Annotated in this window: 10 protein-coding genes; 5 read left to right on the top strand and 5 right to left on the bottom strand. The window is 58.4% G+C overall.

What is annotated here, in order from left to right; genetic code table 11:
• Nucleotides 1-3: 3 nt before the first annotated feature.
• Nucleotides 4-420: a pyridoxamine 5'-phosphate oxidase family protein gene (locus ABYM29_RS05350; RefSeq protein ID WP_372863070.1), complete on the top strand. Its 417-nt coding sequence runs from the start codon at nucleotides 4-6 to the stop codon at nucleotides 418-420.
• A gap of 9 nt (nucleotides 421-429) precedes the next feature.
• On the opposite strand, the gene ABYM29_RS05345 is transcribed toward ABYM29_RS05350, so the two are convergent.
• Complete coding sequence (locus ABYM29_RS05345; RefSeq protein WP_372863067.1) at nucleotides 430-3,552, bottom strand: efflux RND transporter permease subunit; 3,123 nt, start codon at nucleotides 3,550-3,552, stop codon at nucleotides 430-432.
• On the bottom strand, nucleotides 3,549-4,799 hold the full coding sequence (locus tag ABYM29_RS05340) for an efflux RND transporter periplasmic adaptor subunit (RefSeq protein WP_372863065.1): 1,251 nt from the start codon (nucleotides 4,797-4,799) through the stop codon (nucleotides 3,549-3,551). Before ABYM29_RS05340 ends, ABYM29_RS05345 begins: the two co-directional genes overlap by 4 nt.
• Before the next feature lie 106 nt (nucleotides 4,800-4,905).
• Between ABYM29_RS05340 and ABYM29_RS05335 the strand changes: the two genes are divergently transcribed.
• Entirely contained in the window at nucleotides 4,906-5,523 is a 618-nt protein-coding gene (locus ABYM29_RS05335) for a TetR family transcriptional regulator (RefSeq protein WP_372863063.1), read from the top strand.
• Between the two features lie 11 nt (nucleotides 5,524-5,534).
• Here ABYM29_RS05335 and ABYM29_RS05330 read toward each other — a convergent pair whose 3' ends face one another.
• Nucleotides 5,535-7,955 (bottom strand): CHASE domain-containing protein, encoded by a 2,421-nt coding sequence (locus tag ABYM29_RS05330; RefSeq protein WP_372863060.1) that lies wholly within the window; start codon nucleotides 7,953-7,955, stop codon nucleotides 5,535-5,537.
• Nucleotides 7,956-8,318: 363 nt separating this feature from the next.
• On the opposite strand from ABYM29_RS05330, the gene ABYM29_RS05325 reads away from it, so the two are divergent.
• Genes ABYM29_RS05325 through ABYM29_RS05315 form a run of 3 tightly spaced genes read left to right on the top strand, consistent with a single transcriptional unit; the run spans nucleotide 8,319 to nucleotide 11,119 of the window.
• Complete coding sequence (locus tag ABYM29_RS05325) at nucleotides 8,319-9,452, top strand: NAD(P) transhydrogenase subunit alpha (RefSeq protein ID WP_372863057.1); 1,134 nt, start codon at nucleotides 8,319-8,321, stop codon at nucleotides 9,450-9,452.
• 9 nt (nucleotides 9,453-9,461) lie between these two features.
• Nucleotides 9,462-9,752 carry an NAD(P) transhydrogenase subunit alpha gene (locus ABYM29_RS05320; RefSeq protein WP_372863055.1) on the top strand — a complete coding sequence of 97 codons (291 nt, stop codon included), beginning with the start codon at nucleotides 9,462-9,464 and terminating at the stop codon, nucleotides 9,750-9,752.
• A complete protein-coding gene (locus ABYM29_RS05315) occupies nucleotides 9,752-11,119 on the top strand; it encodes an NAD(P)(+) transhydrogenase (Re/Si-specific) subunit beta (protein WP_372863052.1) in 1,368 nt (455 codons plus the stop codon). Before ABYM29_RS05320 ends, ABYM29_RS05315 begins: the two co-directional genes overlap by 1 nt.
• Nucleotides 11,120-11,204: 85 nt before the next feature.
• On the opposite strand, the gene ABYM29_RS05310 is transcribed toward ABYM29_RS05315, so the two are convergent.
• Both ABYM29_RS05310 and ABYM29_RS05305 read right to left on the bottom strand, forming a co-directional pair.
• Nucleotides 11,205-11,657 carry a MarR family winged helix-turn-helix transcriptional regulator gene (locus ABYM29_RS05310; RefSeq protein WP_372863050.1) on the bottom strand — a complete coding sequence of 151 codons (453 nt, stop codon included), beginning with the start codon at nucleotides 11,655-11,657 and terminating at the stop codon, nucleotides 11,205-11,207.
• 8 nt (nucleotides 11,658-11,665) lie between these two features.
• Nucleotides 11,666-12,148 carry a glutathione peroxidase gene (locus ABYM29_RS05305; protein ID WP_372863048.1) on the bottom strand — a complete coding sequence of 161 codons (483 nt, stop codon included), beginning with the start codon at nucleotides 12,146-12,148 and terminating at the stop codon, nucleotides 11,666-11,668.
• Nucleotides 12,149-12,166: the final 18 nt, after the last annotated feature.

Here is a 12,166-nt window from a genome sequence, read left to right as displayed (position 1 = left end):
ACAATGCAAGCAGCCAGCTTTATTGAATCGGCCACCATTCCACTGCGCCTGTCGGCGATCGACGGCGACGGCTTTCCGCTCATCTGCTCGCTGTGGTTTCGCTACCACAACGGCTGCTTTTACTGCGCCAGCCACCGCTCGGCAAAAATTATCCGCCTGCTGGAAAACAATCCGAATTGCGGCTTTGAAGTCGCGGTAAACACCATCCCCTATCGCGGCGTACGCGGCAAGGCGGTGGCGGAACTGTCCAGCGACCGCGATGGCAAATTACTCAGCGAGCTGATTGAACGCTATCTCGGTGACGGCAATCGCGACCTTGCCAACTGGCTGTTAAGCCGCAAGGAAGACGAAGTCGCTATCTGCCTGCGCCCCAAGACCCTATCCAATTGGGACTTTAGTGCGCGGATGAGCAGCGACTAAGGCGCACGGTTAATCGGCTTTTGCCGCCGCCAGTCGCTCGCCCAGCCGAGCCATCAACACATAAAACAAGGGAACAAATACCGTGGCCACAAAAGTGGCCACCAGCATCCCGCCGATCACACTAGTGCCCAGCGCAATGCGACTGGCCGCACCGGCACCACTGGACAAGGCCAGCGGCAAGCAACCCAGGGTAAAGGCCAGCGAAGTCATCACAATTGGCCGGAAGCGCAGGCGCACCGCCGCCAGGGCCGCATCGGTGATCGTCATACCCCGGTCGCGCTGCTGCATGGCAAACTCAACAATCAAGATGGCGTTCTTGCTCGCCAGGCCAATCAGACACACCAAGCCAATCTGAAAATAAATATCGTTATCCAAGCCTCTCAGCGCAGCGGCCAGCGCGGCGCCGAGTAGTGCAAAGGGCACCACCATCACCACCGCCGCCGGCATCAACCAGCGCTCGTACTGCGCGGCGAGAATCAAAAATACCATGATCACCGCCATGACAAAGGCCTTGCTGGAATTGCCGCTTGACGATTTTTCCTCGTAGGCGCTGCCCACCCAACCGACGCTGTAATCATCACTCAGCACTTCGCCAACGACTCGCTCCAATGCCGCAATGGCCTCTCCCGAGCTGTAGCCCGGCGCCGCTGCCCCCAGGACTTTTGCCGCGGTAAAGCCGTTGAAACGCGCCACCGCGTCAGGGCCCACCACCCGCTCCACTTGCAACAGTGAGCCCAGCGGTATCAAGCTGCCCGTGTCGGAACGCACAAACACCTTGCCCAAGTCGTTGGGCGAGCGCCGAAACTCTTCCTCAGACTGCAAATTCACCTGAAAGCTGCGACCAAACAGCGTGAAGTCGTTGACATATAGACTGCCAAACGTCGCCTGCATGGTGCTAAAGACATCGGCCACTGGCACCCCCAGGCTCATGGCCTTTTCGCGGTCCAGCGTCAACTTATATTGCGGCGTATCCATGCGGAAGGTGCTGTATACACGGCTCAGTTCCGGCTGCCGGTTCGCCGCTGCCACCAATTTCCACACCGCACTGTTCAGACTCGCCAGATCGCCGCCTAGGCGGCTTTGCAGATAAAATTCAAAACCGCCGGTACTGCTCAAGCCCATAATCGGCGGCGGATTGAAGGCCATCATCTGACCATCCAGCAGATCGGCGCCCAAGGCAGGCATCGCGGCGGCCAAAGCCTGAGAGTCCATGCCGGGCTGCTCGCGCTGTGCCCAGTCGTCAAAGATGATGAACGAAGCCCCGGCATTGGTTTTCAGCGTCGACGACAAAATATCAAAACCGGAGAAGGTCATAATTGACTTCACCCCGGGCTGAGCCAGCACCCGCGGCGCCATCGCGTCAGTCACCGCCGCAGTGCGCGACAGCGAGGCCGCCGGCGGGGTGTTGTAGGCCATCATGATATAGCCCTGATCTTCGGCGGGCACCAGGCCGGCGGGCAATCGGCTAAATAACCACAGCGTCGCCAACACCAACAGCAAAAACACCGCTGACGCTGCCACAGGCCGGCGCAAGGCCATGGCGGTTAGCCGCAGATACACATTGCGCAAGCCATCAAAACCCCGCTCAAACGCCGCCAATGCCCCCCCGCGCTCAGCCGGAGCACCGTGCGGCTTGAGCATTATCGCGCACAGTGCCGGGGTGAGCGTCAGCGCAACCACACCAGACAGCACCACCGAAACGGTGATCGCCACGGCGAACTGCCGGTACATCTCGCCGCTTAGACCATCGATAAAGATCACCGGTAAAAACACCGCCGACAGCACCAACACAATCGCAATCAACGGCCCGCTGACCTCAGCCATGGCCTCGCGCACCGCATCGATGGCAGCTACCCGCTTTTCAGCCATAATGCGCTCGACGTTTTCGATCACAATAATCGCATCATCAACCACGATACCAATGGCCAAAATCAGCCCGAATAAGGTCAGCAAATTGATGGAGTAATCCAGCGCGTACAAGCCGGCAAAGGTGCCGACAATCGACACCGGAATCGCCAGCAAGGGAATAAACGTGGCGCGCACATTCTGCAGAAACAGAAACATCACCAAAATCACCAGCAGCAATGCTTCGAAGAACGTCGCCACCACTTCCTTGATCGAGTGCTCGACAAATACCGTCGCATCAAACGCCAGCTCGATATCCACGCCCTCGGGCGCGGCGGCTTTGACTCTCGCCATGACCGCCTGCGCCGCCTTGGCGGTCTCCAGGGCATTGGCCCCCGGGCGCAAATACATTGCCACCGGCACCGCGGGCTCACCGTTAAAACTTCCGCGGAAGGAATAATCCTTGGCGCCCAGCTCGACCCGCGCAATATCCCCCAAGTGCAGCGCTGCCGAATTGGCCTCGGCGCGAATAATAATGTTTTCAAACTCCGCCACCGTCGCCAGCCGGCCCTGAGTGCTCACCGCATAGGTAAAGGGCTCGTCGCTGGACACCGGTTCCGCCGAAAAACTGCCCGCGGCAAAATTGGCATTCTGTTCGCGTATCGCCTTGGCAACATCGGCCGGCGTCAGTCCCAGCTCGGCAAGGCGATCTGGCTGTAACCAGATTCGCATGGCGTAATCGCGAGCGCCCATCAACCGCGCACTGCCAATGCCCGGCAAACGACGCAACTCATCGATAATGTTAAGCAGGGCGTAATTGCTCAGATATATCGCGTCGTACTGGGGCAGTTTCGACGACAGCGAAAAGATCATCAAAATATCTGTAGAGCGCTTGTCGACAACCACCCCCAGCCGCTTCACTGCTTCCGGCAGGCGATTCTCCGCCACAGCGACACGATTACTGACGTCAATGGCCGCCTGATCGGGATCAGTGCCGGTGGCAAAGGTCACATTAATACTGACCGTGCCAGCAGCAGAGGCCTGGGTGTTCATATACAACATGCCGTCCACGCCGTTCAGCTCTTGCTCCAAGGGCGCCGCTACCGTCTCGGCCAAGGTTTCGGCATTGGCACCCGGATAGACCGCCGTGACGACGATTTGCGGCGGCAAAATCTGCGGGTATAGCGAAATCGGCAGCTGTCCCAGCGCCGCGCCACCGGCCAGTAAGATCAACAGCGACAGAACGATGGACAGAACCGGTCTATCGATAAAAAAGCGCGCGCTCATTGCCCAACCTCTGCACCCGCGCTCGCGGTCGTCAGCAAGCGCTGGCGCGGCGCATCAGCAAAGTGCGGTTTCGGACCGTAGTCGTAAGCCAGGCTTATCAACTCCGGCGCCAGCAGCGCGCCGGGGCGCACCCTGACCAGACCGTCCACCACCACCTGCTCACCCGCCTGCAGGCCGGATTCAACAATATAGCCGCCCTCCACCTCTAGGCCGAGCCCCACCTGACGAACCTCGGCACGCTGCTCGCCATTCACCACATACACATAGCTACCGTGGGCATTTTGCAATACCGCGCGCTCCGGCAGCACCAGAGAATCGCGGCTATACAAGCCCTGCAAACGCACCCGCACAAACTGCCCCGGCAGTAAACTGCCATCCGGGTTGGCGACAGTTGCGCGAAATTGCACAGTGCCCGTCAGCCGATCGACCGCGCTGTCGCTAAAATCAATGTGGCCGGCATAGGGGTGTTGCTGATTCCCCGCCGTCTCGATAATCACGGCCTTCTGACTCTCGTCGTAGCTTAACTCGCCCTCTTTAATCATCCGCCGCAGCAACAGCACCATTTCATCGGGCAGCGACATATTGACCCACAGCGGATCGAGTTGCGTAATCGTGGTCAACAAGCTGTTATTGGGGCCGACCAAAGAGCCCTCCGACACCAATTCGCGACTCGTTATACCGGCGATCGGCGCCTTTACCTGGCAATAACTGAGGTTGATCTGCGCGGCACTTACCTCCGCCTCGGCGAGCTGCACTGCGGCTCGGGCCTGCTCCAGCCCCGACTCCGCATCATCGCGATCGCGCTGACTGATGGCATTGCTCTGAATCAACTCACTGGCGCGCCGCCAGCGCCGCTCCGCCGACGACAGACTCGCGCGCGCATTTGCCAACTGGGCGCGGCTGCGACTCAGCGCCACTTCGAAGGGCGCGGCGTCAATCTCAAACAGCAACTGTCCGGCCTCGACACGCTGACCGGCCATGTAGGCACGGCGCAGTAAAATCCCCTCAACGCGCGCCCGCACCTGCACCTCTTTCGAACTCTCCATGCGGCCGGCATAGTGGCCACTCACCGGCACATCGGCCGGACTGAGCAACAGTGTCTTAACCGCCTGGGCGCGTTCCACCGGCGCCGGCACCGCAGCCTCATCGCAGGCCACCAACACGCCGGCGAGCGCGACAAACAGCAGTTGAAACCGCGCAACGGCACGCAGTTGAAGGGCGCGGCGCGCCAGCACAGGAAATTTCATAGGCGGATAATCCGAGACGAGCAAAGACTGCGGCACTTTACATACATGCACGCAGGTATGTAAAGTGCCAAACACCTTAATACCACTATTCTAGACCAGGGCAAGAATGAGACGCTCAAAAGCCGAGGCGGCCATCACTCGCGACAACCTGCTGACAGCGGCAGAACAGCTATTCGCCGAGAATGGCATTCACAACACCCGACTGAGCGACGTCGCCGCCAGCGCTGGCGTTACCCGCGGCGCTATTTACTGGCACTTCAAGAACAAGGATGAACTGATCGGCGCGATGATTGACCGCCTGAGCACACCACTAGAGCAGGCGATGCAAAGCCTGTTGAAGGACGCCGCGGCGGGACGGATGACCCTGCAGGCACTGACGGACACCTTGCTCGCCTCATACCAGCGCCTGCTGGAAGCGCCCACCACCGAGCAGATCACCCGTTTTGCCATGCGCTACAGCCTCTGCCATGAGTCGCCGGCCGTGAACCAACAACTGCAAAAAAACCGCCAGCAAAACGTCGACACCCTCACTCAAATCATGCGCTATGCCCAGCAACACGGCTTGGTACGCCGCGACTGCAGCGACCGCCAACTGGCACTGTATGTCCGCGGCCAAATGATGGGCATCTACCACCAACAACTGTCATCGCCCGACATCTATACACAGGGCTTGGCGGATATCCGCAACTCTCTGGAGTTATTGTTTACCGGCCTTCACCCATAGCAAAAGCCAGACTACATAAAACCGCTGCGGCGCTCTGGCAGGGCATCAAAGCGCGCCTCTCGCGAACCGCTCGTTCCCTCCTCTGCAGACAGCGGCAGACGCAAGGTGAAACAACTGCCCTCGCCCAGTGTCGAACTGACACGGATATCACCGCCCAGCTGGCGCCGCACGATGTTGTACACCAGGTGTAAGCCCAAGCCGCTACCGGCCGTACGACCACCCCGGCGAGTGGTAAAAAACGGCTCAAATACGTGCTCGCACACCGCCTCAGGCATACCCACGCCATCATCGCTGAAATGCAGCAATACCTCTTCGCCCTCGCGCTCCGCCCACAGCCGAATACAGCCGCTCTGCCCCGGCGCAAAAGCGTGGTTGATGGCGTTATTCATCAAATTCACCACCACCTGCGCCAACCCACCGGGCACCGTTTGCAGATAAATATCGCGGGGGCAGTCAAAATGCACTTCGTGCCCCCCGCGACGATAATTGGGCGACAAATGCAGCAGCAAGTCATGCAGATAATCGTACAAATTAATCCGCCGCATATCCGCACCGGCTTGATCCACCGAGACTTGCTTGAAACTGTCAATCAAATTGCCGGCGCGCTGCAGGTTGTCCAAGACCATCGTCGACGCCTCGCGCATCCGCCGCAGCAGGGATTGACGCCGCTCAGACGACTCCTCATCCACCCCACGCTCAAGCTCAAGCTCCTCCAATTGCCGCAGGTCAGCGGCCAGGGTCGACTCGGCGGTAATTGCAATGCCAATGGGGGTATTCAGTTCGTGGGCAAAGCCGGCCACCATGCCCCCCAGGGCTGCCAGCTTTTCCGCCTCGACCAGCTGTCCCTGGGTTTCGCGCAACTGCGCCAACATCCGCGTCAGCTCGCGGCCACTCTCCTCCGAGCGGAATTTAGCCCCGGTCAGCACCAGCAGCCACATGCCCAACAAGCCGACGAATAGCAGTCCCGTCACCAGCATCCCCCAGGGAATAATTGAGCGACTGCCGACTAAGTAAGATTGCCCCCCGGCGACTTCCAAGCGCCACCGCTGATCGGCAAACTGCACTTCCCAGGCGCGGCTAAACAGCGCGCCTTGCCCGCAGCGCCCCTCACCTTTGCTATAGAGCGTTTGCGGCTTCGCACCGCCGCTGACCAAGCACAGGGAAAGCCCCCGCAGGCTCTCGTTAGCCAACACCGTTTCCATCAAGTCGCCCAACCGAAACACACCGGCAGCATAGCCGCGCAGGCGACCGTCCTCCCGCACAACCGGGAAATACACCACGACCCCCAGTTGCTCGCCGGTTTCCTGCACCAAGCGAATTGGCGACGTGGCCGCCGGCGCCCGCCGCAAAGCATTCAGCAATGCGCGGCGCGGCGCCGGGCTCGCACTGATGTCGTAACCGGGCGCGGCGCGATTGTGCTCCAGCGGCTGGATATAGCGAATCACCACATAGCTATCGCGCTCGGCCGCGCGCATACGCGTACCATTTTGGTCCACTTCAGTGAGTACCACCGCCTCGCCCAACTCCTCACTGAGCGCCTTTTCAAGCGCCGCCCGCTCACTGTGCGCGACAACCCGATTCCAGGCGATGCCCTGAAAACCGGCATTGCGGGCCAATGTGCCCCTGACAAAGCGCTCAAAGTCTGCCGCACTCACTGCGTCAGTCGTCGCGAAAAATGCCTGCACCGCATACAGACTTTCGAAATAACTGCGCAACACCGCCTCAGTCTGCTGATAGAGCTGGCTGGCGTGGCGCTCAAACCCCCCCTGCTGACGGGCCATTTCCCAACGACTGGCTAAGACGTACAGCACCACCATAACCAGCGAGGCGAGCAGCAACACCGGCGGCAGCAACCGCCGGCGACTGCGCCAAATACCCCGCGGCTCGGCCCAAAACACAAAGATAAGCGTCGCGACCAGCATCACCCCCAGGCCGTCGCCCACCCACCAAGTGAACCAGTTATACAAGGCATTGCTGGCGGCCAACTGCCCGCCAGCCAGCAGCGCCAACACCCCGACACTGGCACTCACGGTGCTGCCCAGCCCGCACACCAGCACAATAAACTTCAGCACCGACGCGGTGGTATCCAAGCTAACGGGGTAAGACACAAAGCGGCGCAGCAGCCACACCGAGAACAGGGCCTGCAGGGCCGCCCCACTACCAATTAACAGCGGCGTTTGCGCCGAGACCAGCAGCGCTCCAGCCCCCTGCCCCAACACCAGCGCACCCGGCGCATTCACCAAGAAGGAACCCGCGACCACCGCTGGCCAGAACCGGTAGCCGCACAGCAACAACACCGCCAAGGCTATCCCGGCCGCGGGCCAGATCGCCGTGGCGTAACCCGGCGGAATCGCCAGTAACAGCGCCAACCGCCCCGCCACAGCATAGGCCAGAGTGGTCAGCAACATAATCCACACGGGTTTATTAAGCATCAACAATCAGCGCACGCAATAAATAAAATAAGTGAAAGCTCCGTTAACCCGGCACCTCGCCCCCCTTCAGAGACCGCTCGGCCACACTGTCTAAATGTATGCTGTTAAATGCTTAGGTAACAGCCAGTTAGATATAAATAGCTCATAAAAGTGATATATGAACACTTTCAACAAGTATCACCAGCGGCAATCTTCGCCATCAGCCATATGAATTAGACCATTATGGAAATCTATAAGGTTTTGAAATTGTTAGCTTAAATTAACTGAAACCGGTGTTATCGCTTCTTAGCGCTCAATGTAATATCCTAGGCCGCTTTAAAAACTAGCAACACCCAAATCAAAATCAACAATGGATCTTTAAAGATGCTCTTAGGAATTCCAAAAGAACTCGCCTCTGGGGAGAATCGAGTTGCGATCATTCCGAGCGATGCCAAAAAATTGGTGCGCGCGGGAGCCGTCGTTCAGATTGAAGCGGGACTTGGCCTGGGCAGTGGTTTCAGTGACCAGGAGTACGTCGACGCCGGCGCAACGGTAGTAGAGGATCGCGCAGCGATTCTGTCTGCAGCCGATGTTGTGCTGCGCATTGGCAAACCCTCCATCGACGAAATCAAACAGCTGAAGGCCGGCTGTATTCACGTCAGCTACCTGGACCCTTTCAACGAGCACGAGTTAATCAAGGCGTTTCGCGACCAGCAGGTCACCGCCATCAGCATGGAAATGATTCCGCGCAGCACCCGCTCACAGAAGATGGATGCGCTCAGCTCGCAAGCCAGCCTTGCCGGCTACGTTATGGTGCTGATTGCCACCACCAAGCTGCCGCGCATTCTGCCGATGATGATGACGCCTGCCGGCACCCTGAAGCCGGCAACCGTGTTTATCATTGGCGCCGGCGTTGCCGGCCTGCAGGCCATTGCCACCGCCAAGCGCCTGGGCGCCAAGGTTGTCGCCTTTGACACCCGCGACGTGGTAGCCGAGCAAGTGCGCTCGCTGGGCGGCAAGTTCCTGGAAATCGACCTGGGCGAGACCGGCCAAACCAAAGACGGTTACGCCGTAGAACTGACCGAAGAGCAGCGCCAGCTGCAGCTCGAAGGCCAGAAAAAACAAATTGCCGAGTCCGACATCGTTATCACCACCGCCCAGGTATTTGGCCGCAAACCACCGGTATTGGTGACCAAAGACATGGTCGCCGGCATGAAGCCCGGCAGCGTGATTGTCGACATGGCAGCGGAAACTGGCGGCAATGTTGAAGGTTCAGTCGCCGGTGAAACTGTCGAAGTCGACGGTGTCACCATTGTCGGCAACGGCAACTGGGCCAACTACGTCAGCCGCGACGCCAGTCAGATGTATTCCTCCAACCTCTTCAACTTGGTTGACGAAGGCTGGGACAAAGACAAACAAGCGATGGTTATCGACTTCGAAAACGACATTCTGCAAGGCTGTGTGATCACTCACGGCGGCGAGATCGTTAACGACACCATCAACAACCTGATTAAGTAGGAGAAAAAGATGGAAATCGTATTTCTTGCTTTCATCTTGATGCTGTCGATTTTTCTCGGCTTCGAGCTGATCAACAAAGTACCCGCCACCCTGCACACACCGCTGATGTCGGGTTCAAACGCTATTTCTGGTATCACCCTGGTCGGCGCACTGACGTCCGCCGGCGCCCAGCACTCGCAGCTGGCCACCGTTCTCGGCACTATCGCCGTCGCCATGGCCACCATCAATGTCATCGGCGGCTATATGGTGACCGATCGCATGCTCGCCATGTTCAAGAAAAAACAGGGAGACGCTAAGTAATGGGTATTGAATTGCTGGTCAACCTGTCCTATGTGGCAGCGGCCGTATTGTTTATTTTTGGCCTTAAAATGCTTGGCTCACCAGCCACAGCGCGCAAAGGTAACTTGGTTTCTGCGGTGGGTATGTTTATCGCCGTGGTTATCACCCTGCTCGACCAGAGCATTATCGACTACAAATGGATCGCCGTCGGCATCGTTGCCGGTGGCCTGGTTGGCGCCGTCGTCGCACGCTCCGTCGCCATGACCTCCATGCCAGAAATGGTTGCCCTGTTTAACGGCTTCGGCGGTATCGCCAGCTTGCTGGTAGGCTGGGCGGCACTGTACGGCATGGACGCAGACACCTTCCAGATGGTCACCATTGTGCTGTCCATCCTGATCGGTGGCATCACCTTCACCGGCTCGCTGATTGCCTACGGCAAACTCAGCGAGAAAATGCCCGGGCGACCACTGGTGTTCTCTGGACAGCGTTTCTTTAATATCGCGCTGATCATCGCCATTATCGTCTTTGCCACGCTGTTTGCCATGAACCCGAGCGTCAGCCTGTATCTGTACGCGGTAATTGGTCTGAGCTTCCTGCTGGGTGTGATGCTGGTGATCCCCATCGGCGGCGCCGATATGCCGGTGGTCATTTCACTGCTGAACAGCTACTCCGGCCTGGCGGCCTGTGCGGCCGGTTTTGCCATCAACAACATCATTCTGATTGTTGCCGGCTCTCTGGTTGGCGCCAGCGGGATTATCCTGACGCAAATCATGTGTAAAGCGATGAACCGCTCGCTGAGCAATGTGCTGTTCAGCGGTTTCAGCGCCGTTGCCAGTGGTGGCGCCGCACAGAAAATCGAAGGCGAAGCCAAGCCGATGTCTGCCGACGACGCCTACTACGTACTGGAAGCCGCTTCCAGCGTGGTGATCGTGCCCGGTTACGGTATGGCGGTTGCCCAGGCCCAGCACGTGGTTAAAGAGCTGCAGGAAATTCTGGAAAAGAACGGTGCCGAGGTGGTGTACGCCATCCACCCCGTTGCCGGTCGTATGCCTGGCCATATGAACGTTCTGCTGGCCGAGGCCGACGTATCCTACGACCTGCTGCTGGAAATGGACGCCGTCAACCCGCGCATGGAAACCTTCGACGTGGCTATCGTTATTGGTGCCAACGACGTGGTTAACCCCGCCGCCCGCGAGATGGAAGGCAGCCCGATTTACGGCATGCCCGTCATCAATGTCGATATGGCGCGCAATGTGTTTGTACTCAAGCGCTCCATGGCATCGGGCTTTGCCGGTATTGAAAACCCGCTGTTCTTTAAAGAGAACACTCGCATGCTCTTTGGCGACGCCAAGGAAATGCTGGGCAATATCATCAAGGCCTTCAGCTAGTCCGCAAAGCTCGGTCTCGATAAGCAAAAGGGGCGACTGCCAAGCAGTCGCCCCTTTTTTGTGCCCGCTGCCTCAGCGCGACCGACTACAGTTCCAGCGACCGCCGCAGATCCGGCAATACCTCGTTAAGCATGTCGCGCAAGGCAATCATCTTGTCCAGCGACACTCCAGAGGATTCCAGCAACTCCCACGGCACACAGGCACAGCGATCGCGCAGCGAGCGCCCCGCCAGGGTCAAATGCACCAGCACTTGGCGCTCGTCCTCGCCGTCGCGCTCACGAGTGATGTATCCCTGTAACTCAAGGCGTTTAAGCAAGGGCGTCAGGGTATTGGTATTCAGAATCGCCCGCCGACTGACCGTTTTAACCGGACAGGGCGCCTCCTCCCAAAGAATCATCAGCACAATATACTGTGGATAGGTAATCCCCAGTGGCTCCAAGCGGTCCTTATACAGGCGCGTCACCAAACGCGACGCCGCGTACAGCGGAAAACAGAGCTGGTTATCGAGACGCAATTCCTCAGGCACTTCGTCAGACATGCTATACCTCAGACGGTTAGGGCCGCGACAATATCGGCCTCGAGCTGTTCCGGCTTGGTGGTCGGGGAATAACGGCGAATTGGCCGGCCGTCCCGCCCCACCAAGAACTTGGTGAAGTTCCATTTTACCGCATTGGTCAACGTCCCCGGTGCGGCCTTCTTCAGATACGCAAACAGCGGGTGGGCGTTTTTGCCGTTGACCTCAATTTTCTCGGTCACCGGGAAGCTCACACCGTAGTTAATCAAGCAATTACCCTGTATCGCCTCGGCATCCCCCGGCTCTTGATTGGCAAATTGATTACAGGGCGCAGCAATAATGACCAAGCCCTGAGCGTGGTACTTATCGTACAGAGCTTGCAAGCCCTCATACTGGCCCGTCAATCCGCATTTACTCGCAGTATTCACCAGCAACACCAATTTTCCGGCGTAATCGGCCAAATTCATTGGCTTGCCTTGCAGGCTGTTAATACTAAAATCATAAAAACTGCTCATAGCAACTCTCTCCTCGCA

Origin of the sequence: Spongiibacter sp. (genome assembly GCF_041602295.1) — a bacterium.
Taxonomy (GTDB): Bacteria; Pseudomonadota; Gammaproteobacteria; order Pseudomonadales; family Spongiibacteraceae; genus Spongiibacter.
The sequence above is the reverse complement of the archived record's forward strand: the minus strand, read 5'-3'. Positions and strand labels throughout refer to the sequence as shown.

Excerpts from the sequence above, each read along its gene's own strand:
- ABYM29_RS05330 (WP_372863060.1), bottom strand. The coding sequence starts at position 7,955 with ATGCTTAATAAACCCGTGTGGATTATGTTGCTGACCACTCTGGCCTAT.
- ABYM29_RS05350 (WP_372863070.1), top strand. The coding sequence starts at position 4 with ATGCAAGCAGCCAGCTTTATTGAATCGGCCACCATTCCACTGCGCCTG.
- ABYM29_RS05335 (WP_372863063.1), top strand. The coding sequence starts at position 4,906 with ATGAGACGCTCAAAAGCCGAGGCGGCCATCACTCGCGACAACCTGCTG.
- ABYM29_RS05320 (WP_372863055.1), top strand. The coding sequence starts at position 9,462 with ATGGAAATCGTATTTCTTGCTTTCATCTTGATGCTGTCGATTTTTCTC.
- ABYM29_RS05340 (WP_372863065.1), bottom strand. The coding sequence starts at position 4,799 with ATGAAATTTCCTGTGCTGGCGCGCCGCGCCCTTCAACTGCGTGCCGTT.
- ABYM29_RS05345 (WP_372863067.1), bottom strand. The coding sequence starts at position 3,552 with ATGAGCGCGCGCTTTTTTATCGATAGACCGGTTCTGTCCATCGTTCTG.
- ABYM29_RS05325 (WP_372863057.1), top strand. The coding sequence starts at position 8,319 with ATGCTCTTAGGAATTCCAAAAGAACTCGCCTCTGGGGAGAATCGAGTT.
- ABYM29_RS05310 (WP_372863050.1), bottom strand. The coding sequence starts at position 11,657 with ATGTCTGACGAAGTGCCTGAGGAATTGCGTCTCGATAACCAGCTCTGT.
- ABYM29_RS05315 (WP_372863052.1), top strand. The coding sequence starts at position 9,752 with ATGGGTATTGAATTGCTGGTCAACCTGTCCTATGTGGCAGCGGCCGTA.
- ABYM29_RS05305 (WP_372863048.1), bottom strand. The coding sequence starts at position 12,148 with ATGAGCAGTTTTTATGATTTTAGTATTAACAGCCTGCAAGGCAAGCCA.